Origin of the sequence: Cellulomonas citrea (assembly GCF_009829685.1) — a bacterium.
GTDB lineage: Bacteria > Actinomycetota > Actinomycetes > Actinomycetales > Cellulomonadaceae > Cellulomonas > Cellulomonas citrea.
This window is the reverse complement of the sequence record NZ_VWSD01000030.1, coordinates 1-25,578: the sequence shown is the minus strand read 5'-3', so window position 1 is coordinate 25,578 and position 25,578 is coordinate 1. Positions and strand designations below refer to the sequence as shown.

21 protein-coding genes are annotated in these 25,578 nt (G+C 74.8%); 10 read left to right on the top strand and 11 right to left on the bottom strand.

Annotated features, from left to right (window positions below; genetic code table 11):
- Positions 1 to 70: 70 nt before the first annotated feature.
- From F2B26_RS17170 to F2B26_RS05465, 3 genes are all read left to right on the top strand, one after another.
- Positions 71 to 1,231, top strand: coding sequence for a sensor histidine kinase (locus tag F2B26_RS17170; RefSeq protein WP_201292620.1), 1,161 nt, complete (start codon positions 71 to 73; stop codon positions 1,229 to 1,231).
- A gap of 156 nt (positions 1,232 to 1,387) precedes the next feature.
- On the top strand, positions 1,388 to 2,059 hold the full coding sequence (locus F2B26_RS05470) for a GAP family protein (RefSeq protein ID WP_159807247.1): 672 nt from the start codon (positions 1,388 to 1,390) through the stop codon (positions 2,057 to 2,059).
- 116 nt (positions 2,060 to 2,175) lie between these two features.
- Positions 2,176 to 3,741: a carboxylesterase/lipase family protein gene (locus F2B26_RS05465; RefSeq protein WP_159807245.1), complete on the top strand. Its 1,566-nt coding sequence runs from the start codon at positions 2,176 to 2,178 to the stop codon at positions 3,739 to 3,741.
- A 4-nt stretch (positions 3,742 to 3,745) separates the two neighbouring features.
- On the opposite strand, the gene F2B26_RS05460 is transcribed toward F2B26_RS05465, so the two are convergent.
- Positions 3,746 to 5,077, bottom strand: a complete 1,332-nt coding sequence (locus F2B26_RS05460; protein ID WP_201292619.1) for an MFS transporter — start codon at positions 5,075 to 5,077, stop codon at positions 3,746 to 3,748.
- Between the two features lie 180 nt (positions 5,078 to 5,257).
- Between F2B26_RS05460 and F2B26_RS05455 the strand changes: the two genes are divergently transcribed.
- The gene (locus F2B26_RS05455) at positions 5,258 to 6,460 is read left to right on the top strand and encodes a putative hexosyltransferase (protein WP_159807243.1); all 1,203 of its coding nucleotides are present in this window, start codon (positions 5,258 to 5,260) and stop codon (positions 6,458 to 6,460) included.
- A 9-nt stretch (positions 6,461 to 6,469) separates the two neighbouring features.
- Here F2B26_RS05455 and F2B26_RS05450 read toward each other — a convergent pair whose 3' ends face one another.
- The 6 genes from F2B26_RS05450 to F2B26_RS05425 form a co-directional block, all read right to left on the bottom strand.
- Positions 6,470 to 7,579, bottom strand: a complete 1,110-nt coding sequence (locus F2B26_RS05450; RefSeq protein WP_159807241.1) for a GGDEF domain-containing protein — start codon at positions 7,577 to 7,579, stop codon at positions 6,470 to 6,472.
- Positions 7,580 to 7,788: 209 nt separating this feature from the next.
- On the bottom strand, positions 7,789 to 8,292 hold the full coding sequence (locus F2B26_RS05445) for an FBP domain-containing protein (RefSeq protein WP_159807239.1): 504 nt from the start codon (positions 8,290 to 8,292) through the stop codon (positions 7,789 to 7,791).
- A gap of 267 nt (positions 8,293 to 8,559) precedes the next feature.
- Positions 8,560 to 9,495 (bottom strand): hypothetical protein, encoded by a 936-nt coding sequence (locus F2B26_RS05440; RefSeq protein ID WP_159807237.1) that lies wholly within the window; start codon positions 9,493 to 9,495, stop codon positions 8,560 to 8,562.
- A 69-nt stretch (positions 9,496 to 9,564) separates the two neighbouring features.
- Positions 9,565 to 10,680, bottom strand: a complete 1,116-nt coding sequence (locus F2B26_RS05435) for an SGNH/GDSL hydrolase family protein (protein ID WP_159807235.1) — start codon at positions 10,678 to 10,680, stop codon at positions 9,565 to 9,567.
- A 103-nt stretch (positions 10,681 to 10,783) separates the two neighbouring features.
- On the bottom strand, positions 10,784 to 12,472 hold the full coding sequence (locus tag F2B26_RS05430; protein WP_159807233.1) for a long-chain-fatty-acid--CoA ligase: 1,689 nt from the start codon (positions 12,470 to 12,472) through the stop codon (positions 10,784 to 10,786).
- A 41-nt stretch (positions 12,473 to 12,513) separates the two neighbouring features.
- On the bottom strand, positions 12,514 to 14,340 hold the full coding sequence (locus F2B26_RS05425) for a DMT family transporter (protein WP_159807231.1): 1,827 nt from the start codon (positions 14,338 to 14,340) through the stop codon (positions 12,514 to 12,516).
- Between the two features lie 66 nt (positions 14,341 to 14,406).
- Between F2B26_RS05425 and pdxR the strand changes: the two genes are divergently transcribed.
- A complete protein-coding gene (gene pdxR, locus F2B26_RS05420) occupies positions 14,407 to 15,834 on the top strand; it encodes a MocR-like pyridoxine biosynthesis transcription factor PdxR (protein ID WP_159807229.1) in 1,428 nt (475 codons plus the stop codon).
- 127 nt (positions 15,835 to 15,961) lie between these two features.
- On the opposite strand, the gene F2B26_RS05415 is transcribed toward pdxR, so the two are convergent.
- The gene (locus tag F2B26_RS05415) at positions 15,962 to 16,414 is read right to left on the bottom strand and encodes a ScoMcrA-related endonuclease (RefSeq protein WP_159807227.1); all 453 of its coding nucleotides are present in this window, start codon (positions 16,412 to 16,414) and stop codon (positions 15,962 to 15,964) included.
- Positions 16,415 to 16,528: 114 nt separating this feature from the next.
- Between F2B26_RS05415 and F2B26_RS05410 the strand changes: the two genes are divergently transcribed.
- Together F2B26_RS05410 and F2B26_RS05405 are read left to right on the top strand one after the other, a co-directional pair.
- Complete coding sequence (locus F2B26_RS05410) at positions 16,529 to 16,759, top strand: FitA-like ribbon-helix-helix domain-containing protein (protein ID WP_159807225.1); 231 nt, start codon at positions 16,529 to 16,531, stop codon at positions 16,757 to 16,759.
- Positions 16,756 to 17,163 carry a type II toxin-antitoxin system VapC family toxin gene (locus tag F2B26_RS05405; RefSeq protein ID WP_159807223.1) on the top strand — a complete coding sequence of 136 codons (408 nt, stop codon included), beginning with the start codon at positions 16,756 to 16,758 and terminating at the stop codon, positions 17,161 to 17,163. The genes F2B26_RS05410 and F2B26_RS05405 overlap by 4 nt, the downstream gene beginning before the upstream one ends.
- Before the next feature lie 31 nt (positions 17,164 to 17,194).
- Here the strand turns inward: F2B26_RS05405 and F2B26_RS05400 are convergent, their stop codons facing one another.
- From F2B26_RS05400 to F2B26_RS05390, 3 genes are all read right to left on the bottom strand, one after another.
- Positions 17,195 to 17,926: a DUF4125 family protein gene (locus F2B26_RS05400; protein WP_235929516.1), complete on the bottom strand. Its 732-nt coding sequence runs from the start codon at positions 17,924 to 17,926 to the stop codon at positions 17,195 to 17,197.
- Entirely contained in the window at positions 17,908 to 19,887 is a 1,980-nt protein-coding gene (locus F2B26_RS05395; RefSeq protein WP_159807221.1) for a tetratricopeptide repeat protein, read from the bottom strand. The genes F2B26_RS05400 and F2B26_RS05395 overlap by 19 nt, the downstream gene beginning before the upstream one ends.
- Before the next feature lie 208 nt (positions 19,888 to 20,095).
- Positions 20,096 to 20,782 carry an NAD(P)/FAD-dependent oxidoreductase gene (locus tag F2B26_RS05390; protein ID WP_201292618.1) on the bottom strand — a complete coding sequence of 229 codons (687 nt, stop codon included), beginning with the start codon at positions 20,780 to 20,782 and terminating at the stop codon, positions 20,096 to 20,098.
- A gap of 224 nt (positions 20,783 to 21,006) precedes the next feature.
- Here F2B26_RS05390 and F2B26_RS05385 point away from each other — a divergent pair, with 224 nt between their 5' ends.
- From F2B26_RS05385 to F2B26_RS05375, 3 genes are read left to right on the top strand one after another with little or no spacing between them, the layout of a single operon-like run.
- A complete protein-coding gene (locus F2B26_RS05385) occupies positions 21,007 to 24,198 on the top strand; it encodes a [FeFe] hydrogenase, group A (protein ID WP_159807219.1) in 3,192 nt (1,063 codons plus the stop codon).
- A 43-nt stretch (positions 24,199 to 24,241) separates the two neighbouring features.
- Positions 24,242 to 24,694: a hypothetical protein gene (locus tag F2B26_RS05380; protein WP_159807217.1), complete on the top strand. Its 453-nt coding sequence runs from the start codon at positions 24,242 to 24,244 to the stop codon at positions 24,692 to 24,694.
- A gap of 9 nt (positions 24,695 to 24,703) precedes the next feature.
- Positions 24,704 to 25,360 carry a hypothetical protein gene (locus F2B26_RS05375; protein ID WP_159807215.1) on the top strand — a complete coding sequence of 219 codons (657 nt, stop codon included), beginning with the start codon at positions 24,704 to 24,706 and terminating at the stop codon, positions 25,358 to 25,360.
- The last annotated feature ends 218 nt before the right edge of the window (positions 25,361 to 25,578 follow it).

The following is a 25,578-nucleotide window of genomic DNA, read 5'->3' as shown; positions in this document are numbered from 1 at the left end:
CGTGCCCGATGACGAGCGGCGGTCGGTGCTGGCCGAAGCACTCCCGGAGGCGTCCGACGACACTCCCTTGATGGCTGAGCTCCGCCGCGACGCACAGCGCCGCATCGAGCTCACAGGACGTCGGTTCTTCGACGACGCGCAGGCCCCGGACGTCCCCGACGAGGTGCCGGCAGACCCGCGCGCACCGGCCCGGGCGGCCGGACCTGTCGACGGCTCCGCCCCCGGCACCCTGCTGAGCCTGGTCACCGCCGCCCCCGCCGGCTGGACGGCCGCCGTCTACGCCGGGCTGTGGGTGCCGTACACCCTCACCCACCTGGCCCCCGGGCTCGGGGCGCGACTCGTGGCCAGCACGTTCCTGCTGGCCACGGCAGGCAACCTGCTGGTCGCGGGGGCGGCACGCCGGGTGCCGAGCCGGTGGCGGGTGGTGGCGCTCGTGCTGGGCTACGTCGTCGTCGGCGATGTGCTGCTCACGGCCGCCATCGCCACCCTCGCACCGACCGGCAGCGCTGCTGCGCTGCTGCTCACCGGCGTGGTCGCCTACCCGGCGTTCACCCTCGCGGTCGCGCTCGGGCAGGCCGGGCTGCGCCGGCTCGAGGCCGTCGAGCAGATGCTCGCCGCCGCGGTCGCGGAGAGCCGGTCGCTGTCGCTGGCCGAGCACAACCGACTGCTGCTGGCTCGGCACCGGGTCGCCCGGCTGCTGCACGCCGACGTCCAGGCGCAGTGCGTCCAGGCGGCCCTGGCCCTGCGGCGCACCGCCGGCTCGGCGCCCGACGAGGGTCCCACCTGGGCGCAGGCGCTGGCCGGTGTCGTCGCCCTGCTCGACGACCCGGCACCCGGCAGCACACCCGACGGGCGCACCACCGCGCCCGTCGCCGACCAGCTCGACGCCCTGCTGGCGGCCTGGCGGCATGCGCTCGACCTCACCCTGCAGGCGTCCGACGACGTGTGGTCGGTGCTCGACGCCGACCCGGCGCGGGCCGAGCTCGTGCTCGATGCGATCTGCGAGGGCCTCACCAACGCCGCCCGGCACGCCGCGGCGCCGCAGGCCGCGATCCGACTGCGCACGGGCACGCACTCGGCCGGACGGGTGACGGTCGAGGTCTGCTCACCCGGGGTGCTCGTGCGGTCCGACGACGGCGGCCACGGCCTCGGCGAGCTGCGCGCACGGGCACTGGAGGTCACGTTGTCGCAGGTCGACGACCTGGTCCGGCTCTCGGTCACGGTCCCCTGACCCGTCCGGGCACCCCGTCCGCGGCCGTCGCACGACGCCCGCACCGGCCTTGTCGTGAAACCCGACCATCACGGCTGGCGCGCAGCGGCCGACTCCTAGCGTCGAGACCAGCAACGAACCCGAACCACGGGCTCGGCACGCGAAGGAGACACTCCCGTGCACGACCTGACCCAGCTCGTCCCGATCGCAGGCGCGATCATCCTCAGCCCGCTGCCGATCGCAGCCATCATCGCCGTCCTGCTCTCACCGAAGGCCCGCACCAACGGCTTCGCCTACGTGGCCGCGTTCTGGACGGTCTGCTTCGGCGTCACCGCCGTGACCGCGCTGTCCACCGCGCACGTCGCCGGCGGCACCAGCCAGCACGGCACGGCCGCCGCCGTCTTCGGCCTCGTCCTGGCGGCCGCGTTCCTCGCCCTCGCCGTCGTCAGCTGGGTCACCCGGCCCAGGCACGGCGCCGTCGCGAAGGCCCCGGGCTGGCTGCAGGCCATCGACGGCATGTCGGCCGCGCGGGCGTTCGGCCTGGGCATCGTCATGGCCCTCACCAACGGCAAGAACATCCCGCTCGAGCTCAAGGCCGGTGCCCTCATCGGGACCGGCGGGCACGGCGGTGCGACGGCCGTCGCCGTGGCCGCCCTGTTCGCCCTCGGCGCCTCGCTCGGTGTGCTGGTCCCCACCCTGCTGGCCGCGACCGGCATCCCCGCCGTCACCACGACGCTCGCCCGGCTCAAGGGCCAGCTCATCGCGCACAACGCGGTCATCATGACCGTCCTGTTCGCGATCCTCGCGGCCGTCGAGCTCTCGAACGCGCTGCCCGCCCTCCTGCGGTGACCCGCCGCCGGGCGCTGCGCCCGGCACCGAGCACCCGACACACCCGCACCGCACCGCGCACCCGACCGTCGGCGCGCCCATCCGCACCACCCCTGCCCTCGAACGGAGACCCCGTCATGCCCACCACGACCACCACCCCGGTCACCACCGCCCTCGTCACCACCACCGCCGGCCAGGTCGCCGGCACCGACGACGGCACCACCGCCACCTGGAAGGGCATCCGGTACGCCCAGGCCCCCGTCGGGCCGCTGCGGTTCCGGGCCCCCGTCCCCGTGGCCGCCTGGGACGGGGTGCTCGACGCGACCGCGTTCGGCCCGGCCGCACCCCAGAAGGCCAACCCCTCCGTCCCGCTGGCCCCCGGCACCGTGACCGACGAGGACTGCCTGAGCCTCAACGTGTGGCGCGCCTCGGCGGCACCGGCCGCACCGCTGCCCGTCATGGTCTGGGTGCACGGCGGGGCCTACGCGTTCGGCTCGTCCAGCCAGCCGCTGTTCGACGGCAGCACGCTCGTGTCCACCGGCGAGGTGCTGCTGGTCACCGTCAACTACCGGATCGGCGCGCTCGGGTTCCTCGACCTGTCGAGCCTGTCCGACGACCAGCAGACCTTCGACTCCAACCTGGCGCTGCGCGACGTCATCCTCGCCCTGCAGTGGGTGCAGGAGAACGCTGCGGCGTTCGGTGGCGACCCCGACCAGGTGACGCTGTTCGGCGAGTCCGCCGGCGGCGGGCTGGTGACCGCCCTCATGGCCGTGCCCAGCGCCGCGCACCTGTTCCACCGGGCCATCGCGCAGAGCTCCCCGGTGAGCTCGATGTACGACTCGGCCCGGGCGCGCACGGTCGCCGACCGGGTGCTCGCCGAGCTCGGCCTGGACGCCTCACAGGTCGGCCGGCTGCGCGAGCTGCCCGCCGACGCCCTGGTCGAGGCCGGGTCGGCGGTCTACGCGCAGGTCCCCGCGCAGGCGCCCGGCACGCTGGCCTTCGCGCCCGTCGTCGACGGCGACCTGCTGCCCGAGCACCCCGTGACGGTGCTGCGCGAGGGCCGCGCGAACCCCGTCCCGCTGCTCATCGGCACCAACAAGGACGAGGCGGCGCTGTTCACCTTCATGAAGTCCCCGCTCATCCCCATCACGGAGGAGGCCATCACGACGATGCTCACCGACATGGCCGAGCAGGACCCGACGCTGGAGCTGCCGTCCCGCGAGCAGATCCTGGCCACCTACGCCGGGCAGCACGCCCGGGGCATCGGCCTGGGGATCGCCCGTGAGATCGGGTTCCGGATGCCGACGCTGTGGGCCGCCGAGGGCCACGCCGCCGTCGCGCCCACCTACCTCTACCGGTTCGACCACTCCACGCCGATGCTCAAGGCCCTGCGGCTGGGCGCCACGCACGCCACCGAGCTGCCCTACGTCTGGGGCAACCTGCACGCCGACTCCAAGGACCTCACGTTCGCCCTCGGCGGGCGCGGCACCGGCCGCGAGGTCTCCCGCCGGATGGTTGCCCGCTGGCGCTCGTTCGCCACGACCGGGGCACCCACCGGCTCCGACGACCTCGTGCTGTGGCCGCCGTTCGACCCGCACACCCGCCGCGCGACGATGGTGATCGACCGCCACGACCGGGTGGTCGACGACCTGGACGCGACCGTCCGCGCCGGCTGGGGCGAGAAGGTGCTCAGCTTCTCCTGACCGCTCAGGGCCCGGGGACGACGGCGTCGGTGACCGGCGCCCCGTCCCCGGCGTCCTGGTGTCTCGGGCCGGTGCGCTCGCCACGGGCCGCGAGCGCCGTCGCCGCCGCGGCGAGCACCGCCAGGCCCAGCGACAGCACCGTGACCGCCGCCCACCCGTGGCTCGCCCACAGGTGGGTGGCGGTCACCCCGATCGCCGCACTGCCCGTGTAGTAGGCGAGCAGGTACCCGCTCGAGGCCTGCGCGGTGCCCAGCCCGGTGCGTCGGGCCCGGTCCACCACCCAGCCGGTGGCCTGCGAGTGGGTGCCGAGGAAGGCGAACGTGAGCACCCCGAGCCCGACCATCACCGCCGGCAGCGGACCGGCGCCCACCAGCAGCGTCCCGGCCGCCATCCCCCCGACGAGCAGCACGGTCGCCGGCAGCCGGCCCCAGCGTGCGGCGAGCAGCCGGGCCACCGTCGGCCCCGCGATGCCGACCGGGTAGGCGAGGTAGACGAGGGTCGCGGCGTGCCCCATCGCGTAGGGCGGGGCCTGCAGCCGGAACGCGATGGCGTTGTACACCCCGACGAACGCGCCCATCCCCGCGAAGCCCACGACGCACAGCGCCACGACCACCGGGTCCCGCACGGTGCGGCCCATCGCGGCCAGCACCGCCCGCACCCGCGGCGGGGTCGGCGTGAACCCCGACGAGGCAGGCACGAGCAGCACGACGGCGAGCGCCGCCGCCAGCGTCACCCCGGCCACGACGCAGGTCGCGAAGGTCCAGCCACCCCAGGCGTCGAGCGGTCCGGGCAGCAGGCGGCCGAGCGCCCCGCCGGTCGCGGTCCCGGCGATGTACGTCGCATTCGCCTGCGGGTGGGCGCTCGGGTGGATCTCCTCGCGCAGGTAGGCCAGCGCGACGGCGGGCAGCCCGGCCAGTGCGACCCCCATGAGCCCGCGCAGCACCAGCAGCGCCGACCACGAGGTGACGAAGGCGCTGACCAGCCCGAGCGCCCCGGAGGCCGCCAGCGACCAGCGCAGCACGTTCACCCGTCCGACGGCGTCGGACAGCGGCCCGATCCCGAGGAGGGCGACCGCCATCGCCATCGTCGAGACCGAGAGCGCCTGCGCCGAGGTCCCCGCCGGCACGGAGTAGCGCTGCGCCAACGAGGGCAGCAGCGGCTGCACGTAGTAGAGCAGCGCGAAGTTGGCCAACCCGCCCAGGCCGAGCCCCACCACGATCCGCCGGTAGGCCCGGTCACCCGGCCGGTAGCCGCGATCGGCCCGCACCGGGCCGGTCGCCGCGGCGGCGTCCGCGGCGCGACCGCGGGGGCGAGGGCGCGACGGACGGGACAGCACCCGTCAGGTCTACCGCTGTTCGGGCGGACGCGGGGGTCGGTGTCAGGCACCGGAAACCGCGGGACGTCTCCGGACCGGAAGAACACGGGGCCACCCGCCCTGTCACACATCTCCGGGACCTAAGGTGACCTCCGGCCGGTCCTCGTCCCGGCCGTCCTCGCAACGCCCGCCAGGAGTGTCATGACGCAGCAGGTCGCCGAGGCCAGGACCGCCGCGACGGTTCGGCCCGCAGCGCGGACCTCCTGGCCGTGGCTGCCGGTCGCCACGCTGTTCGTGGCGATCACCCTGGCCCTCACAGCCCTGGTCGCCGACGTGCACGTGCACACCGGCACGATGGGTCACACCGGGCTGCCGTGGCTGGACGGCTGGTACCGCTGGGACTCGGCGTGGTACTGGCGGATCGCGGCTGGCGGGTACTCCTACCATCCCGGGCAGCAGTCCTCGATCGCGTTCTTCCCGGTGTTCCCGCTGCTGGCCCGAGCGCTCGCCCCGCTCGTCGGCGGCTGGCAGATCGGCGGTCAGCTCGTCGCCCTTGCCAGCGGGTTGGCGGCCAGCGTGCTGTTCACCCGCTGGGTGTGGCTGCGGCTGCCGCGCCGCGCCGCGGTGCTCGCCATCGCGGCGCTGCTGCTCTACCCGTACTCGCTGTTCCTGCACGGCCCGATGTACGCCGACGCCACCTTCCTGGCGCTGGCCCTGGGGGCGTTCCTCCTGCTGGAACGGCGCCACCACCTGGCCGCCGGGCTGCTCGGGGCGCTTGCGGTCGCGGCCCGGCCGTTCGGCGTCGCGGTCGCGATCGGGCTGGCCGTGCGGGCCCTCGAGCTGGTCGCCGAGGACCACGGCGAGCGCAGCTGGCGCGGTCTGGTGACGGCCGTGCGGCACGTGCGGGTCAGGCACACCACCGTGCTGCTCGCGTTCGGCGGGCTCGCCGCCTGGATGGGCTACCTGTGGGTGCGGTTCGGCAACCCGCTGGCGTTCGTCGAGACCGAGTCCGCCCCCGGCTGGGACCAGGGCGTCGGCCCCGCCACCTGGTTCAAGGTGGCGTTCGTCGAGGCCCTCGTCAACGGGCACTGGGGGCTGCGGCTCAACCTGGCGCTGCAGGCCCTGGTCTGCCTGGTCGTCGTGCTGCTGGTGCCCCGCGTCGCGCGACGGTTCGGCTGGGGCTACGCCGTCTACACCGCCGTGGTGATCGCGATCCCGATCATCGGCACCAAGGACTTCATGGGGGCGGGGCGGTACGCGCTCGCGGCGTTCCCGGCGCTGGCCGCGGCGGGTGACTGGCTGTCGGAGCGGCCACGCTGGTTCGCCCGGTCCGCGCTCGTGGCGATGGGCGTGGTCATGGTGGTCCTCACCTGGTACTACACCCACATGGTGGAGATCGCCTGACCTGACCTGCTAGGCCTCGGCGGGCTCGACCCGGTCGCGTCCTGCGGCCTTCGCCCGGTACAGCAGCTCGTCGACGCGACGCAGCGCCTCGGACGGGTTCTCCGAGGGGGTCAGCCACGCCACCCCGTAGCTGGCGGTGACCCGTTGCCCGACGGCGGCGGCGATCGCGTCCGGCAGACGTTCGCGCAGCTGCTGCGCGAGCTCGACGGCCGACGTCCGGTCCCGGCCGGGGGCCACGACGACGAACTCCTCGCCGCCGAGCCGCGCCAGCAGGTCGTCCGGCCCGACCACCTGCCCGGCGACCTCGGCCACCACCTGGAGCACCCGGTCGCCGACAGCGTGCCCGAGCCCGTCGTTCACCGCCTTGAAGTGGTCGAGGTCGAAGAAGATGACACCCACCGGAAGGTCCGGCCCCACCTGTTCCGCCTGGAACCACAGCTCCTCGATGAGCCGGCGGCGGTTCGCCAGGCCGGTCAGCTCGTCGCGGTAGGCCATCTCACGCATGGCCGTCGCGGCGGCGTCGGCGGCCGCCACGTCGGCCAGCGCGGTCGCGACGCGCTCCTTGGCCCGGGACAGCACGAGCAGCAGCACGACGAAGACCCCGAGGTACACCCCGTAGCGCAGCGACAGCCACACGTACGGCCCACCACCCGGCTTGACGGCGAAGGACGCCATGAGCGCCCCGGTGATGACGGCCGAGTACGCCCCACCGTGCAGGACGGCGGTGCGCGCCCGCTGGAACAGGAACCCGACCACCACGCAGACGACGATGTCGAGCAGCGGCGTCGGCAGCAGCGCGACCCAGGCGCGCGGCGCGTCCGGCTGCTCGACGACGCGCCCGACCACCACCGCGAGCCACCACGCCTCGAGCCCGACGAGGACGATGACGCCGATGCGGCTGGCCCACCGCCCCGGCGAGAGCAGCGCCCAGGCGAACGCCACGAGGAAGACCAGCAGCGGCGGGTAGCCCCAGCGCACCCACGGGTCCCCGGGCGCATCGGTCACCCAGATCCCGATGAGCACCGGGACGCAGACCGCGATGCCCAGGGCGACCACCCGGCGCGCGAGCACCGCGATCTCCTCCGGACCTCGGGCCGTCCCCGCTGAGCGCCTGTCCACCAGACCCCGTCCGCCGATGTCGACCGGCGGGCCTGCTGGCCCGTCGATGCCGGGTGCGACGTCCCCCAGGGCCCGACCCCCAGGTCACGGCCACGTCCCGACGTGCTGGGCGCGGCGTGCCCGCGCCCGTGACGACGACCCGCACGACGGGCCTCTCCGGTGCCATCGTCAGCCGGGGGGCGGATCTGAGCGAGGAGCCGGCCCCGTTCTCAGCGGGTGCGCAGCACCTCCGCGACGAACCGGCCGCACCGCTCCCGCAGCCCCGCGATGCGACGGGCGACGAGCTGCTCGCGGTCGACCGCCAGATCGGTGCCCGCCTCGGCCCGCGTCGGGCGCCGGCGCACGTTGCGGGAGCAGCCGAACTCGGTGCACAGCAGGGTCCCGATGGTGTCCCCGCGCCGGCCGGCAGCGCCGCCCCGACGGGCGACGTAGAACGTCACGTCATCGGTGACGACGATGTCCTCGCACCAGGCGCACACGGCGGAGCGTCGCACCCGGCCGGCCTCGGCAGCACGCAGCAGGACGCCGACCGGTCGCTCGTCGACCTCGGCGACGACGTAGGCGGACAACGGTGCCTTGCGGTCGCGCCAGCCCAGGAAGTCCAGGTGCTCCCAGTCGCAGGCGTCGAGGACTGGCACGGTCGCCTGGGCGGCCTCGCGGCGGGTGGCGTTGACGAAGCTGGCGCGCAGCTGCGCCTCGGTGAGGGGGTGCATGGTGGTCTCGGATCAGTCGGGCGCCCGCGCACGTGGCGGGCGGTGGTCAGCGGTCGGCTCGGTGCTGCCCGCCGGTGCCCGAGCAGGCCGTTGCGGCCACCTCGCGCCCTGCCGCGGTGCCACGCATCCGCTCGCCCCTCGTCCCTGTCGTCCGCCAGCCCTGTGCCGACCTGACTCTGCCGGTTGCCATCATCCCCGCCGCGACGGCGTCCAGCAAGGTCATATCCCGCCGCCGCGAGCGCCGCCGGGCCGCAGGCCGGGCGTGGCTCAGCCGGCGTCCCACCAGCGCAGCACCCGCAGCGCCCGGAAGGTCACCCACCGGTCGGGGCCGCCCTCGACCGGGCCGAGGCGGAACAGCACCGGCCCCTCGTGCACGTTCTCCAGTGCCCAGCGTCCGTCCTGGTCGGCCTTGGACCGCAGCAGCTCGACGGCCTCGGCCAGCCGGGGGTCCCGGCGGTCGGCCAGCCGGAAGTGGTCCAGACCCCGCAGCACGTCGTGGAACCAGCGCACCGGGTAGGACAGCATCGTCATCCGCGGATCGGGCACCGACCCGTCCGACCTGCGTCGGTACAGGCCACGGGCGAGCAGGTACTCCTGCCCGGCGGCGAGCGCCCGGGCGAGGGCGGGCGAACCGTGACCGGCCCGCTGCCAGGCGAGCAGCCCTTCGAGCGCGCAGATGGTCGAGTGGAACGACGAGACGGTCGCATCGTCCGGGGCCCAGCAGTTCCAGCCGCCGTCGTCGAGCTCCCCGTCGAGCAGGGTCCGGACCATCGCCGCACCGTCCTGGCCGAAGGCGGCCGCCACCTGCAACGCGATGCCGTTGACGCAGGGCTCCACCTCCCCGTCGAAGTACGGCTCACCCGCGTGCTCCCAGCGCACGTGCGCACGCACCCGCTCGATGGCCCGCACCACCTGCGGCGCGGCCGGGTCCGGGCCGAGGTCGACGAGCTGCTGCAGCACGAAGTGCGTGGAAGTCCAGGCGTCGAAGAACGGCCGCTGCTCGTCGACCCAGCCGGGCCGGTAGGTGCCGCCGTCCCACCGCCCGTCCGGCGCCTGCTCGGCCAGCAGCTGGGCGCCCCAGCCCTGGGTGACGACGAGTGCCCGCTCGGCCGCGACCTGCTCGGCGGGCGCGTCGACCAGGTCGCGCAGCACCTGCCAGCGCAGCGCGGGGTCGGAGTCGAGGAGCCAAGCGGTCACGTCCACCCGGACACCGTAGAAGCCGGGTCCGACGCGCCGCGAGCGCGCCCGGCGGGCCACCGTCGCGGGACCGGCTCAGCCCAGCGCGGCCTCGATGGTCCGGGCGATGAGCCGGTGCCCCGCAGCGTCGGGATGGTCCCCGTCGTCCGCGAGCAGCGCGGTGTCATCGGTCGAGCCGTCCCCGCGGAACGGTGCGAACAGGTCGACGAAGGTCGCATCGTGGCGCCCGGCGGCGGCCTCGATGACCGCGTTGTCGGCGGCGGTGAGCGCATCGCTCGCGGCGACGTACGCCGGCCCCTGGGCCTGGCCGACGTCCCCGTCGAGGAACACGTCCCAGTAGTCGGTGACCACCACCGTCGCGGGGTGGCCCGCCTCGAGCGCCGCGATCCTGTCGAGCACCGCGTCCAGCTGGGCCGGCTGGGCGTCCAGCTGCGGGCGGTAGCAGTCCAGCCCAGGTGGGGCGCACGCGTCGGTGGCGACCGGGTCCGGGTCGAAGTCGTTGGCGCCGATCGTCACGATCACCAGGTCGGCGCCGGCCACGGCCGCGGCGACGTCGGGGTCACCGAGCTGGTCGACCAGCCCGGCGGTGGTGAGGCCGGGGACGGCGAGGTCCGACACGTCCGGGGTGAGCCCGAGCGCGGCCGCACGGGCCCGGCCGACCAGCGAGACGTAGGTGTCACAGCCGCAGGCGGTGCCCGCGGGCACCGAGTCGCCGAGCCCGACGACGTGGTAGGTGCCCTGCGGCGTCGTCGCGGGCGCGTCCTGCGGTGCCGCGTCGGGCGCTGCCGCACCGTCCGCCCCGGCAGCTGACCCGGGAGCTGCCCCGGGAGCTGCCTCAGGCGTCACCGCGGGAGCTGTCTCCGGGGTCGCCGTCGAGGTCGGGAGCGGCGCCGCGGCCGCAGCGCCCTGCGGCGACGCCGTCGCGCCGACGGGCGTCGTCACGACCCCTCCGGAGATCACCGCACCGAACGGCAGGCTTGCCGGTCCGCCGGCACCCGGTGGGGTGGGCTCGCCCGTGCGGGCGACCGCACCGGTGGGCGACGCGGGCGCGGCCATGGCGACCAGCCGGGTGCCGAAGGGGTGCGGGAGCTGTTCGGCGGCGAAGGCACCCGCGGCCCCGCCGAGCAGGAGCACCGCCACCGCCCCGGCCCGCACACCACGCCGTCCCCCGCGGATCCGCCACCAGGTCATGCCACCAGCGTCGCCCTCGTGGCTGGGAGCGACGTGTCGACGGGCTGAGGACTGACGGTCCATCGTCGACATCATCCCCCGCCCGGGCGGGAGCGACGAGCCCTCAGGCGGACGTCGCCCGTTCGGCCAGGTACTCCTCGCGCACCTGCTTGCGCAGCACCTTGCCGAGCATCGAGCGCGGCAGGTCGTCGACGACCACCACCTCGCGCGGCACCTTGTAGGCGGCCAGCCGCTCCCGGCACCAGTCACGCAGCGCCTGGACGTCCAGCTCGGCACCCGGGCGCACCACGACGACGGCGACCACCTTCTCCCCGCCCGAGCTCGACGGCACCCCGATCGCCGCGGCGTCGGCCAGGTCCGGGTGCCCGCGCAGCACACCCTCGACCTCCGACGGCGAGACGTTGAAGCCGCCGGTGATGATGAGCTCCTTCACGCGGTCGACGATCGTGGTGAACCCGTCCTCGTCGACGGTCACCAGGTCGCCGGTGCGCAGCCAGCCGCCGGGCAGCAGCGTGGCGGCGGTCTCCTCGGGGTTGTTCCAGTAACCGGAGAACACCTGCGGCCCGTGGATGAGCAGCTCGCCGCGCTCGCCCTGCGCCACCTCACGCGTCGGGTCCTCGGGGTCGACCACCTTCATGAGGGTGCTCGGGAAGGGGATGCCGATGGTGCCGGTGCGCCGGCTGGGGTGGAACGGGTTGCCGAGACAGACGGGTGACGCCTCGGTCATCCCGTAGCCCTCGACCAGCAGCCCGCCGGAGACCGACTCCCACAGCTCGACCACGGAGGTCGGCAGGTTCATCGCCCCGGAGATGCAGTACTTGGCCGAGCGCAACGAGATGCCGCGCTCCTTGGCCCGGACGGCGGTGCGCTCGTAGATCGGCGGCACCGCGCAGTAGACCGTCGGCGGGTGCTTGGTCGCCGCGTCGAGCACCATGTCCACGTCGAACGAGGGGAACAGCACGAGCCGGGCCTGCTTGAGGATCCCGTAGGTGAGGAACAGCGTCATGCCGAACGCGTGGAACAGCGGCAGGATCGCGTAGAAGACCTCCTGCCGGTACTGCGCCCCGTGCATCCACGCCTCACCCTGGCGCGCGTTGGCGAACAGGTTGGCGTGGGTGAGCATCGCGCCCTTGGGCACCCCCGTCGTGCCCGACGTGTACTGGATGACGGCCAGGTCACCGACCGACGGCCGGGGGTGGTTCGCGACGAGCGGGCCCGAGCCGAGCAGCTGCTCCCAGGGCAGGGTGCCCGGCGCGGGGGCGGTCAGCTTGGCGCGTGCGGCGCGCATCTTCTCGACCGGCAGGCCCAGGGCGAGCCGCTTGAGCCGCGGGAACGCCTTGAGCAGGTTGACCGAGACGATGTGCTCGAGCGCCAGGTCGTCCGGCAGCGCGCTCAGCTTGGCTGCGGCCACGTCCCAGCAGATCGCGACCCGCGCCGAGTGGTCCTCGAACAGGTGCCGCAGCTCACGTTCGGTGTACAGCGGGTTGTGCTCGACGACGACGGCACCCAGCCGCAGCACCGCGTAGAACGCGACGACGTGCTGCGGGCAGTTCGGCAGCACGATCGCCACCCGGTCCCCGGCCTGCACGCCGAGCCGGCGCAGCCCCTCGGCCGCCCGCGCGATCTGGTCGCCGAGCTGGGCATAGGTGGTCTCGGCGCCGAAGAACTGCGTCGCGACGCAGTGCGGGGCCTCGGCGACCGACCGTTCGTAGAGAGCCACCAACGACTGCGTCGGGAGCTCGATCTGCGCCGGGACCCCCGGCTGGTAGTGCTTGACCCAGGGTGCGTCCACAGCGTGAGCCTAGGACCCCCGTGCGTCCGGCCGCGGACGCGTCACCCCGCGGCGCGGTGCCGGGACACGAGCTCGTCGACCAGGGCGAGCACGAGGGGCAGGTCGAGCAGCGCGGTGTAGTCGAGCCGGAGGGTCCGCCCGTCGGTCAACCGGAAGGCGAGGCTGTCGGTCCAGGCGCTGGTGTCGATCTGCTCCACCTGCCACAGCGGGACGTCGATGTCGTCGGTGCGCAGCGAGTGCACCGTGAGCAGGAGGGGCCGGGTCGGCGCCGAGGCGTAGCTGGAGGGTCCGAAGGACGCGAAGGCGCGCAGCTTCGCATGCGGGACGAGGGCGAACTCGCACGTGCCGCCGGCCTCGAGCTCCGCGAGGACGACGGGCAGCCGGGCCGCCACGTAGTCGGCGCCGAACCGCTCGTAGAACGTCCGGAACCGGGCAAGGTGCGCGGTGACGGCGGCCCGTCGACCCGTGACGTCGGTCCACGCCAGCCCGACGGGCAGCCCGCTGCGGAAGAACGTCGCCAGCCCGCGCACCTCGGTGTAGGCCCAGGTCTGACCGCCCGGGACCCGCTCGACCCCGAGGGGCCCCTGGCGCCAGCCGCCACGGCGCAGGACGAACGCCACGACGAGCAGGACCACACCGGCCAGCCCGGCGCCCACCATGGCGGCCTGGAGGGTCGAGGCACCGTCCGGGTCGACGCCGGAACGGGCAACGAACAGCAGACCCGCCACGGCGAGGAAGAGCACCGCCAGGAAGATGAGGAGCCCGGCCAGCGCCGTGTTGCGACGGTGGAGTCTGGACGGTTCTCCGACGGACGACGGCATGGTGGCCTCCTCGCACTGACACGCAGCCGACGTGGTCCGGCCGCTGAACGGCCGAGACGGTAACGGCGTCCGTCGGGCGACACGCCGCGTCCGAGGTGTGACCTCGCTGCGCCCGGGCCGGCGCCGGCCGCTGCCGGACGGACGAAGTCCGAGCAGGAGACCGGCGGCGATGGCGGCCATCCCCAGCCACGCGACGGGCCCCGGGAGCGGGGCGCCGAGTGCCGCACCGACCAGGGCGGCGGCCGGGGCGGCGACCCCGGCGCACAGGCCGACGGTCCCCGGACCGAGCCGCGCGACCCCGGTGAACCAGAGCACGAAGGCGACCGCCGTCGCGACCACTCCGAGGTAGAGCACCGCCGCGAGCACCTCGGGTCGCCCGAACGTCGCCACCTCGGGGTGCTCGGCCGTCAGCGAGGTCACCGCGAACACGAGCGCAGCCACCGTCGAGGTGGCCGCCGAGTAGCTCCACGCACCCATCCGGGGCAGCGCGGGCGCACCGCACAGGGTGAACGCCGCCTCACAGCCGATGAGCGCGACCCCTGCCGCGACCCCGACCGGATCGGCGCCGCCCACCCCGGTGACGGCGACGGCGCCCCCGCTCACCACGACGGCCCCGAGCACCACCTGGCGGGCGGGGTGCCGACGGCGGGCCAGCGGCCCGACCAGGGCGAGCACCACCGGGATGCACGCCACCGCGGCGCCGAGAGCCGCCGGGTGGGCGTGCCGGGACCCGATGATGGCCGCCAGGTTGAACCCGACCAGCCCGGTGAGCGCGCCGCCGACGACGCGCAGCAGGTCAGCACCCGTCGGTCGCACCAGCCGCACCCGGGCGACCCGGGCGAGGACCACGACAGTCACGGCGGCGAGCGCGTAGCGGACGGCCTGCACCGCGAGCACCGGCAGCTGGTTGGTCGCGGAGATCACCGCGACGCTGGACCCGAGCAGCACCTGGGCGCCCAGCCCGGGCCAGGCGGCCCACCACCGGCCGCCCCGCCGGGCGCTGGTTGCTGCAGGTGGCGTGGGCACGGTCCTCGGGGCAGGGAGCATGGCGTCATCCTGCGAAGGCAGTTGGACCACACAACAGTGCCAACTGGCACCTTCTACGATGGTCCAATGCGGGGCTCGGACTTCCTCCAGCTCGACCTGGCGGACGTCCCGCTCGGGTCCCGGACCGAGGTGCTCACCGCCCGGATCCGCAGGTCGCTCACCGACGGCTCGCTGCCCGTCGGCGTCCGCCTGCCCGCCACTCGGGTGCTGGCCGGCGAGCTGGGCTGCGCCCGTGGCACCGTCACCGAGGCCTACCGCCGGCTCACCGAGGTCGGGCTGCTCACCGCGCGGGCGGGGGCCGGGACGCGCGTCGCCGCCCGACCGGCGCAGCCGCGAGGTCCGGTGCCTGCGGGGGCGGCCGGCCCCCGCTCGTACGGCACCCCGTCGGACGAGGCCCGGCCCGGCTCGGACGGCCCGGACCCGATCGACCTGGCCACCGGCGTCCCGGACCTCGCCGCGTTCCCCCGCGCGGCCTGGCTGCGCGCCGAGCGCGAGGTGCTGACCGGGGCCACCGCACGCGACCTGGGCTACGCGCCGCCCGCAGGCGCCCCCCGGCTGCGCGAGGAGCTGGCGGCCTGGTTGGCCCGTTCCCGCTCGGTCGCCGTCGACCCGGAGCAGATCGTCGTCACCGGGGGCGTCACCGGTGCGCTCAGCCTGCTCGCCCAGGTGCTGGTGGCCGACCGGCACACCACGATCGGCGTGGAGAACCCGGGGGCGCACGGCAACCGGCGCATCCTCGAGCACTGGATGCCGGGCCTCACGCCGGTCCCCGTCGACGAGGAGGGCCTGATCGTCGAGGCGATCGGCGACGACGTGCATGCCGTGCTCGTCACCCCGGCCCATCAGTACCCCACCGGGGTGGTGCTGTCCCCGGCGCGCCGGCGCGAGCTGGTCGACTGGGCACGCGACGGCGACCACGTCGTCGTGGAGGACGACTACGACGCGGAGTACCGCTACGACCGGCGCCCGGTCCCGGCCCTGCACCCGCACGCGCCCGACCGCATCGCCCACACCTCGAGCCTGTCCAAGACGCTCGCACCCGCGCTGCGGCTGGGCTGGCTGATCCCGCCACCGCACTGGCTCGAACGCGTGGTCGAGCTGCGCTGGGCGACCGACCTCGGCTCACCGGCGCTGCCGCAGCTGACGCTGGCCCACCTCCTGCGCACCGGCGCGCTCGAACGTCACCTGCGCCTCATGCGCACCCGGCACCGGCACCGCCGCGACGCCGCCGTCGAGGCGCTGCACCGGGCGCTGCCCGGGGTCGCCGTCGGCGGGATCGCCGCAGGGCTGCACCTCGTGGTCCCGCTGCCGGCCGACGTGGACGACGTGCAGGTCGCGGCCGACATCCGCGACCTGGGCGTGCTGGTCCAGCCGTTGAGCGGCCACTTCCTGGCGGACGCCCGGCCCGGGCTCGTGCTGAGCTACGCCGCGCAGCACCCGGCCACGCTGCACGCGGCGATCGAGCGGCTCGCGACCGCGGTGCCCCGCGGCTGACGTCCGCGGACCGGTGGCCGCGGCACCCTGCGGACTCGCGGCCACGGCACCCCGCAACGCGGTGCCGCGCCCCGAGCCCGGCGCCCTCAGACCGGGGCGACCACCGAGGCGGACCCCTGGTCCGAGCTCAGCCGCACTGGTCGCAGATGCCCGTCGCCGGCAGCGCCACGAAGCACGTCGGGCACATCGCGACCGGGCGGTCCGTGGCGGCCGGAGCGCGTCGCGAGGCCGCGGCGCGCGGGGCGGCGGCGGACCGTCGCGGAGCCCGGGCGGGGGCCTGCCGCGGCAGCGGGGTCGTCCCGACCGGTTCGCTCACCTCGAAGCCGCGGCGCCGGAGCAGCGCGGCGACCGCACCCATCCCGTCGTGGAACTCCGCGGGGGCGGCCAGGCGCCCGGTCGCGTACCGGTGCGCGACCCCGACGATCGCGAGCGCGTCGTAACGCTGCCCGTCCTGGACCAGCACGTACTCGTCCGACGGGTCGAACCCGTAGACGCCCAGGAAAGCCTCCCGGCCGCGGCTGTCGAACTCCTCGATCGCCTGGCGGATGTGCTGAGCCTGGACCGCGGAGAAGGTAGCCACGACCGTCCAGGGTAGTCCCGCCGCCGGGGCGTCCCTCGGCCGGTCGCCGCGGCCCCGGGGAGGGCTGTGCACCGGTTCGCTGCACAGTGCATGCATTGCCGCTAGAGTCGCAGCATGCCGAGCATCACCGTCCGCGACGTCCCCGACGACGTGCGCGACGAGCTCGCGGCCCGGGCCGCGCGTTCCGGCAGATCGCTCCAGGAGTACCTCAAGGGCGAGCTCATCGACCTCGCGCACCGTCCGACGGTGGCCGACGTCGTCGTCGAGGTGCGGCGGCGGGCCTTGCACCACCCGCCGCTCGACTACGACGCGCTCACGGCCGAGCTCGCCGCCGACCGTCGATGACCGCGGCGCCCCCTCGCCTGGTCATCGACGCCTCCGCCCTCGTCGGGCTGGTGCTCGACCCCGGTGAGCGCGGTGCGCACGTGGCCGAGCTCGTGTCCGGGGCCCAGCTGCACGCCCCGGCGCTGCTGCCCTTCGAGGTCGCGAACGTGCTGCGCCGGCTGCACCTGGCGGGGCGGCTCACCGCCGGGGAGGCCGCCGTCGCGCACGACGACGCGGCCCGGCTGCCCGTGGAGCTGTGGCCCTACGAGGTCGTGGGCCCGCGGGTGTGGGAGCTGCGCGGGTCGCTCACGGCCTATGACGGCGCGTACGTCGCGTTGGCCGAACGCCTCGGGGCGCGGTTGCTCACGGCGGACCGCCGGCTCGCCGCGGCGCCCGGACCGCGCTGCCCGATCGTTCTCGCGTAGCCGCGCGGGGGCTCGCCGCCGTCGCCCGGCCTCAGCGCGCCTGGGCCGCCTCGGCCTCGTCGAGCCCGGAGAACCCGCCGAGCTCGACGGTCCACGCGATCGTCTGCTCGGTGAGGTTGCCCCCGGCGGCCGCGGTCTCCTCGACCAGTCGGCGGTAGTGGGCGAAGGTGCGGTCGGAGTAGGTGCCCAGCTCACCGCGCAGGTAGGTCTCGAAGGAGGTCGCCTCCGCCGTGTCCTCCGCCGTGCGCAGCACCCGCATGGCCTGGCCCAGGTGCGGGTAGCGCGCCCGGAAGTCGCGGGCCCAGCCGACCTGGACCGCGATGACGGCCTCCTGCTGGGCGACCCGCTCGTCCGGCAGCACGGGCAGCACCGGGGCGATCTGCCGGGCGTACCGCTCGGGCTCGGTGGAGACCATCATCCGGGCGTACTTCTCGGTGAGCAGGTTGCGTCCGGCAGCGTCGGCCGCGTCGAGGTCGGCGGCGTAGCTGTGCAGCAGGCGCAGCGGCCAGGTGCGGAACTGGCTGAGGCGCATCTGGCGGAACTGCGGCCAGTCGTTCTGGCAGTCGGCCCGGCCGTCGTCCCCGCGCACCGCCTGGAACTGGGTCCACTCGTGGCGGACGACGGCCTCGGCCCGGGCGCGACGCAGCGCCTCGTCGTCGGTGGGCTCGACCACGGCCGCGGGCACCCCGCTCCCGCCCGGCCCGCCCGACGCCGACCCGCCCGGCGCCGACTCGCCCCGGCCGGTCACAGGCTCCTCAGCCACGGGTCGGCGATGCGCCGCTCGACCTGCGGCCGCTGGTGCTCCAGGAAGGTGTCGTCGCTGGTGGTGAGCCCGCGGGCGCGCAGCTCGTCGACCACCTGCGCGCACACCCGCTCGATGGTCTCGACCACCCGCGCCCGGGCCGGTGCGGACCCCGCGCCACCCTCGCCGAACCCGGCGCCGCCGAAGCACGCCGCCGACGCCAGCCGCAGCACCTGCTCCAGCTCGTCGGCCACCTGCGGCAGCCGCGAGGCGCGCCGGGCGCTCAACCGGCGCAGCGCCGCGAACTGCCACTTGTAGTACGGCAGGTACCCGACCGACCCCGGCCCGTTGAGCAGGAACACGAGCGAGGCGACGGCCTGCGTGAACTGCGCGACGGCCAGCCAGGCCGCGGCCCCGTCCCCGCGGTCGAGCATCCGCGGCACGTTGTACTGCCCGGCCTGGGCGGCCATGCCCAGCCGACGTGAGACCAGCGCCCAGCGCACGTCGGGCGGCATCCGGCGGAACCCGTCGCGCACCGCGCTGAACTCGCCGTACCCGTCGACGAACACCTCGCCGTTGGTGGCCGCGGCCAGGGTCGCCTCGTCGAGCAGCAGCCATTCGTGCGGGTGGTCGGCCGCGGGTGCCTGCCGGTAGCCGGTGACCTGCTCGTAGAAGTCGCCGATCTCGAAGACGCCGACCCGGCGGTGCTCCCCGCGGGCACGGGGGGTCGGCACGCGTGGGCCGAACCCGAGCAGGTCCTGCGGCAGCGCGTCGTAGTCGGCCTGCAGCGCCGCGCCGATGGCGGCGTGGTCGGCCGCCGAGAGCCACAGGCAGAACCCGGGTCCGAAGTCGTGGTCCCGGGAGAGCGCGTCGTCGAACCCGTAGCACTCCGAGCCGTGCCCGACGAGCCCGACGGCGATCCGGGGGCGGTAGCTCGGGTACCTCTGCTCCAGCAGCGGCTGGCCGTAGGTCTCCCAGAAGGCGCGGGCCAGTTCGAGCCCGGTGATGTCGGCGGGTGCGGTGCTCGCCGGCGCGGAGCTCGCTGGTCCGGGGCTCGCGGGCGGCGGGCCGGCCGGTGGGGCACCACCGGCGGGCCGCGCGGCCGTCGGGCGGCTGTCGCCCGAGGTCGCCGCCGCCTGGGCCTCCACCTCGGCGAGGTTGGCGGCGGTCACCGCGTACTGGTCGGTGTCGGTGCCGTAGCACTCGGCGATGATCGCGAGCGCCTGCCGGTAGAGCCCGGCCGCATCGGCGAGCCGCCCGAGCCGGACGCAGACCTGGGCCTGCCCGGCGAGCGCCGAGGCGTAGTGCGGGTCGTGCTCGTGCGCCCCGGCGGCGGCGATGTCGAGGGACCGCTGGGCGTGCGCGGCGGCGTCGTCGTCCCGTCCGAGCGCCAGGTGCACGAGCGCGAGGTTGGTGTGGGTCGACGCGATGTCGAGGTCGGCGCCCGGGTCCACCGACGAGGCCTCGAGGATCGCGAGCGCCGCCCGCAGCTCGCGTTCGGCCCCGGCGGCGTCCCCCTGGTCGCTGAGCAGCACGGACAGGTTGTTGTGCAGCGCGGCCAGCCGCCGGTCGTCGGCGCGCATGGTCGCCTCGCTCGCCGCGAGCGCCTGCCGGTACAGGTCGAGGGCCTCGTCGTGCCGCCCGGCGGCCCGCAGCCCGGTCGCGGTGTTGATGAGCGTGGTCGCGTACGCCTCGGACCCGACGATGCCCATCTGCTGCGCGAGCGCGAGCGCCTGCCGCCCGATGCGCACGGTGTCCTCGTGCCGGCTCTGCGACCGGTAGAACCCCATGAGCTCGTTGAGGACGGTGAGCTCGGCCCCGGCGTCGGCCACGGCGCGAGCCCGCTCGAGGTGGTCGAGCAGGTACGGCTCGGCCTGCGTCGGCCCCTGGTGGGCGGCGAAGATCGCGTCCAGCCCGCGCAGCAGCGTCGGCACGTCGACGGGGTCGCCCGACGGGGCGCGCACGCCCTCCGGTCGATCCATCGGCACAGCCTCCCGGTGGCCATTGTCCCGCGGGGCAGAGCACTGGCCGTGGGCCCTCGCGTCGGGTGCGGGCCATGGACCGCTGCGTCGACCGCAGGCCGTGGGTCACCGCGTCGACCGCAGGCCGTCGGCTCCTGCGTCGACCGCAGGCCGTCGGCCCCCGGGTCACGCCGCGAGGAGCCGCCGGGCGGTCAGTGCCTCGGCGCCGCTAGCGCGCCGCGCCCTGGCCACTTTCCGGGGGCGCCGCCGGGGCCGGCCCCTGGCCGAACCGGTCGGCGAACCGCGGCGTCCAGCCCACCCGCACCCCGACGTTCGCGGCGCGCAGCGGTGCGACCTGCACCCCGCGCGTGGTGAACGGCCCGACCCACTGCCCGTCCGACCCCAGCCGCGGCCACGACGCCCCACCCAGCGCGAAGACCGTCACATCCCCCGCGGCCTCGACCAGCGCCCCGTCGGGGCCGACGAGCTGCAGCGTGTGCCCGTCGGGCGCCCACCCGGTCCAGCGCTGCCGGGTCTCGACCCGCACCCCCAGGTCGGCCAGCTGCGCCAACCAGGCCCGCACCAACGGGATCGCCCGGAACGTCTGCGGGAACACCCGTCCGCTCGACCCGACGAACGTCGGCTCCCCCAGCCCGGCGGCCCAGGCTCGCAGGTCCTCCGGGCCGAACACGTCGAGCACCGGCGCCATCCGGGCGGCGCTGTCGCCGTACCGGGTGAGGAACCGCGCGCGCTCCTCGCTGTGCGTGAGGTTGAGCCCACCGTGCCCGGCCAGCAGGAGCTTGCGCGCCGGGGACGGCATCGCCTCGTGCACGGTGACCGTGACACCGGCGCGGGCCAGCACCTGCGCCGCCATCAGCCCGGCCGGGCCGCCGCCGACGACGTGCGCAGTGCTCACCGCTCGCCCCGCAGACGATGGACGACGTGGCTTCGCACCCGGCGAACCTAGCCCACCACCGCCGCGCGCCCCTCCCGACCTAGGCCCAACGCCCGAGGCCACGGACCCCGCCGCCGCCTAGCGTCACGTGCAGAGGCCACCGTCGGCACTCACGGGCTCCCCGGGGAACGCCAGCCCCCGCCCGGCCGCCGCACGGTGCTCCACGAGACCACCGGAGGTCGGACGTGCGAGAGCCGGAGCCCAGCGAGCGGTTCGCCATCACGGTGAACAACCGCCAGATCGAGGTCTTCGGCGGCCTCACCATCCTGCAGGCCCTGCTCAAGGAGGGCATCGAGGTCCCGTCGCTGTGCCACGACATCCGGCTGACCAGGTCGAACGGCAGCTGCGGGCTGTGCGTCGTCGAGGTCGGCACCGATGAGCCGCGCGACGTCAAGGCCTGCCTCACGCCGGTGAGACCCGGCATGGTGATCGCCACCCAGACCCCGCGGCTGGAGGCGTACCGCAAGGTGCGGCTCGAACAGCTGCTCACCGACCACAACGCCGACTGCATCGCACCGTGCGTGCAGGCCTGCCCGGCGAACATCGACATCCAGGCCTACCTGCGGCACGTCGCCGACGGGAACGACGAGGCCGCGATCCGGGTCATCAAGGACCGCAACCCGTTCCCGTCGGTGTGCGGCCGGGTCTGCCCGCACCCGTGCGAGGCGGCCTGCCGGCGCACCCTGGTCGACGAGCCGCTGGCGATCAACCACGTGAAGCGGTTCGTCGCCGACCAGGACATGGCCGCCGAACACCCGTGGGTGCCGCGCATCACGAAGAAGAGCAAGCGCCGGGTCGCGATCGTCGGCGCCGGGCCGTCGGGGCTGTCCGCGGCGTACTACCTGGCGCTGGCCGGGCACCACGTGACCGTCTTCGAGAAGCACACCTGGGCCGGCGGCATGATGCGCTACGGCATCCCCGAGTACCGGCTCCCCAAGGCGACGCTCGACCACGAGATCGCGCTCATCGCCGCGCTCGGGGTCGAGATCCGCACCCGCAAGGCCCTGGGCACGCACCTCAACCTGGAGGACCTCACCCGCGACTTCGACGCCGTCTACCTGGCGATCGGCTCGGGCCGGGCGACCCCGCTGCGGATCGAGGGCGAGAACGTCGAGGGCGTCTGGCTCGGCATCCAGTACCTCGAGCAGGTCACCAAGGGCACGTCGATCCCGCTCGGCGACTCGGTGCTCGTGATCGGCGGCGGCAACACCGCGATCGACTGCGCGCGCACCGCGCTGCGGCAGGGCGCGACGTCCGTCCGCCTGGTCTACCGCCGCACCCGCGCCGAGATGCCCGCCCAGCCCTACGAGGTGGCCGAGGCGCTGCACGAGGGCGTCGAGATGGTGTTCCTCACCTCCCCCGAACGGATCACCCAGCAGGACGGACGCACCCAGCTGCACTGCCTGCGGATGGAGCTCGGCGAACCGGACCGGTCGGGCCGTCGTCGTCCGCTGCCGGTCGAGGGCAGCGACTTCGTGCTCACGGCCGACACGATCATCGGCGCGATCGGGCAGTCCACCGACACCGGGTTCCTCTACAACGACCTGCCGGTGCGCCTCAACACGTGGGGCGACATCGGCATCGACGGCCTCACGATGCAGACCTCGGAGCCCAAGATCTTCTCCGGCGGCGACTGCGTGACCGGGCCCGCCACCGTCATACAGGCCGTCGCGGCCGGACGCCGGGCGGCCGAGGCGATCGACGAGTTCGTCGAACGCGGGTACGTGCGGCCCAGCCACGAGGACTACTCGTGCAGCCGCGGCTCCCTGGAGGACCTGCCGCGTGCGGAGTTCGAGGAGCTGCCGTCCCTGGCCCGCGCCGTGATGAACGAGCTGGGCCTGGACGAGCGGCTCGACGGCTTCCCCGAGGTCGAGACCGGGCTGACCGCGCAGCAGGCCCGCGCCGAGGCGGCCCGCTGCTTGGAGTGCGGCTGCTCCAAGCAGGACACGTGCATGCTGCGCGACGAGGCGACCGCGCACGGCCTCACCTTCGCCGTCCCGCTGCACGTGCGTCCGTACACACCGGTGGTGACCGACCACCCGTTCATCGTCCGGGACAACAACAAGTGCATCTCGTGCGGGCGGTGCGTGGCGGCCTGCGCCGAGATCGAGGGCCCCGGGGTGCTGGCGTTCCAGTTCCACGAGGGCCGGCTCACCGTCGGCACCCGGGACGACAAACCGCTGGGGCTCACCGACTGCGTCTCGTGCGGGCAGTGCGTGCGGGCCTGCCCGTGCGGGGCGCTGGACTACGTGCGCGAGCGCGGGGACGTCTTCGCGGCGATCAACGACCCGACGAAGGTCGTCGTCGGGTTCGTGGCCCCCGCGGTGCGCTCCGTCATCGCCGACGAGTACCACCTGACCGCCGACGAGGCGTCGCCGTTCATCGCCGGGCTGATGCGGGCCATCGGGTTCGACAAGGTCTTCGACTTCGCCTTCGCCGCCGACCTCACGGTGATGGAGGAGACCACCGAGTTCCTCACCCGGATGACCACCGGCGGCGTGCTGCCGCACTTCACCTCGTGCTGCCCGGGCTGGGTCAACCTGGTCGAACGACGCTGGCCGGCGATGATCCCGCACCTGTCGAGCTGCCGGTCGCCGCAGCAGATGATGGGCGCCACCGTGAAGAACCACTTCGCGGCGCAGGCCGGGGTCAGCCTGGACGACCTCTACGTCGTCTCGATCGTGCCGTGCATGGCCAAGAAGTACGAGGCCGCCCGGCCCGAGTTCGCCCCCGAGGGCGTCCGGGACGTCGATGCGGTGCTCACGACGACCGAGTTCCTCGAGATGGTCGCGCTGCTGCGCCTGGAGCCGCAGGACATCACGCCGGCGGCCTACGACGCCCCGTACTCCCTGGTCAGCGGCGCGGGTGTGCTGTTCGGCGCCTCGGGCGGGGTGGCCGAGGCCTCGCTGCGGATGGCGGTGGAGAAGCTCACCGGGACACCGCTCACCGACCGGCTCGAGTACCACGACGTGCCCGGTTCCACCGGGCTCAAGGAGGCCACCGTCACCGCGGCGGGCACCACGGTGCGGGTCGCCGTGATCTCCGGGCTGAACAACGTCGAACCCCTGGTCACGCGCATCGTCGCGGGTGAGGACGTGGGCTACGACCTCGTCGAGGTGATGGCCTGCCCGGGCGGCTGCGTCAACGGCGCGGGGCACCCGGTGCCGTCCGTCGTCGGGGAGATGGCGGCCCGGCAGAAGGTGCTCGTCGACATCGACCAGAGCTCGCGCTACCGGACGTCGCAGGCCAACCCCGATGTGCTGCGCCTCTACGACGAGTTCTACGGCGAGCCCGGGTCGGGCCGGTCGCACGAGCTGCTGCACACCGGGTACGCACCGTTCCGCCCGGAGGCCGCGCCCACGGGCGCCCAGCGGTAGACCGGCGGTGGGGCGGAGGCGTCCGGCGTGCGACGATCATGTCGTGCACCGCACGCCCGTCGGTCCGCGTCGCGCCGGGCTGCTGCTCGGGCTCGGTGCGGTGCTCGGACCGGGTGCGGTGCTCGGGCTGACCGGCTGCTCGTCGCCGACGCCGGTCCCGGTGCCGTCGCCCGACGCGGCCCCGGTCGACGTCGTCGAGGCCTACGTCGCGGCGATCAACGCCGGTGACCGCGCGGCGCTCGCGACGCTGAGCGCGGACGGCCGGGTGCCGGACGCCTGGCTCGGGAGCCGGATCGACCTGATCTCGGTGGGCGACCCGACGAACGGTGCCGGTGCCGGCACGCGGTACGGCGACCAGCCGACCGTGGGCGTCACGGTCAAGGCAGAGTTCCACGACACCGACCCGTCCCTGCCCGACGGCAGACCGATCGGCTGGACCTACCTGCTGGTCGAGCAGGACGGTCGCTGGGTGGTCTACGACCAGGGCCAGGGCTGAGGCAGGCCGGTGCCCGTGTCGCCCCTGGTCGCCTGGACCGGTCGGCTGTTCGTCGTCGGGTCGCTGCTGTTCATGGCCGGGGTCCCGCTCAGCCTGGTCCCGGCGCTGCCGCCGCTGGTCAGTGCGGTGACGTTCGCGGTCGGCGCCGTGTTCTTCACCGCGGCTGCCACCTGCCAGCTGGTGCTGGCCCGCCGTGAGCTGCCGGCCCGGGACCGGCACGTGATCGCGTTCTGGCGCGGGCGGACGTCGGACTGGGTCTCGGCCGCCGTCCAGCTCGCCGGCACGGTGCTGTTCAACGTGAACACGCTGCGGGCGGTCGTGCTCATCGGCGCCGACCCCACCGTCGTGGACCGCGCGGTGTGGCGACCGGACGCCGTCGGGTCGGTCCTGTTCCTCGTGTCGAGCCTGGTCGCGCTCGCCCCGGAGGTCCGCGAGCGCCGGCACGCGCACGTGAGCCTGCGCTCGATGCTCATCGCCGAGCTCAACCTGGCCGGTTCGGTGCTGTTCGGGGCCTCCGCGATCGGCGCGTACGTCATCCAGGGCACCGGGCAGCGGGTGAGCCTCGTCTGGGCGAACGGGGGGACGTTCCTCGGGGCGGCCTGCTTCGCCCTGGCCGCCGTGCTGTTCGGCCGGCCGGACCGTGCGGCGGCCACGTCCCCGGTCTGACGCCCTCGGCAGGACGGTGGCCGCGGCACGGGTCGTCCGGCCGACGCGCCGAACCCTCCGCACCCGCACCGCGCCGCCCGGCACACTGTCCCCGTGCCACGTCCGACCGCCCTGCTGCTGGCCCCGGGCGCCGGCGGCACGGCCGACCACCCGGCCCTGCTCGCGGTCGAGGCGGCGGTGCACCCGCTGCCGGTGCGGCGCACCAAGCTCCCGCCGAG

Coding starts and splice junctions, on each gene's coding strand:
- F2B26_RS17170 (WP_201292620.1), top strand. CDS start 71: ATGGCTGAGCTCCGCCGCGACGCACAGCGCCGCATCGAGCTCACAGGA.
- F2B26_RS05465 (WP_159807245.1), top strand. CDS start 2,176: ATGCCCACCACGACCACCACCCCGGTCACCACCGCCCTCGTCACCACC.
- F2B26_RS05455 (WP_159807243.1), top strand. CDS start 5,258: ATGACGCAGCAGGTCGCCGAGGCCAGGACCGCCGCGACGGTTCGGCCC.
- F2B26_RS05445 (WP_159807239.1), bottom strand. CDS start 8,292: ATGCACCCCCTCACCGAGGCGCAGCTGCGCGCCAGCTTCGTCAACGCC.
- F2B26_RS05435 (WP_159807235.1), bottom strand. CDS start 10,680: ATGACCTGGTGGCGGATCCGCGGGGGACGGCGTGGTGTGCGGGCCGGG.
- F2B26_RS05425 (WP_159807231.1), bottom strand. CDS start 14,340: ATGCTCCCTGCCCCGAGGACCGTGCCCACGCCACCTGCAGCAACCAGC.
- pdxR (WP_159807229.1), top strand. CDS start 14,407: ATGCGGGGCTCGGACTTCCTCCAGCTCGACCTGGCGGACGTCCCGCTC.
- F2B26_RS05410 (WP_159807225.1), top strand. CDS start 16,529: ATGCCGAGCATCACCGTCCGCGACGTCCCCGACGACGTGCGCGACGAG.
- F2B26_RS05405 (WP_159807223.1), top strand. CDS start 16,756: ATGACCGCGGCGCCCCCTCGCCTGGTCATCGACGCCTCCGCCCTCGTC.
- F2B26_RS05395 (WP_159807221.1), bottom strand. CDS start 19,887: ATGGATCGACCGGAGGGCGTGCGCGCCCCGTCGGGCGACCCCGTCGAC.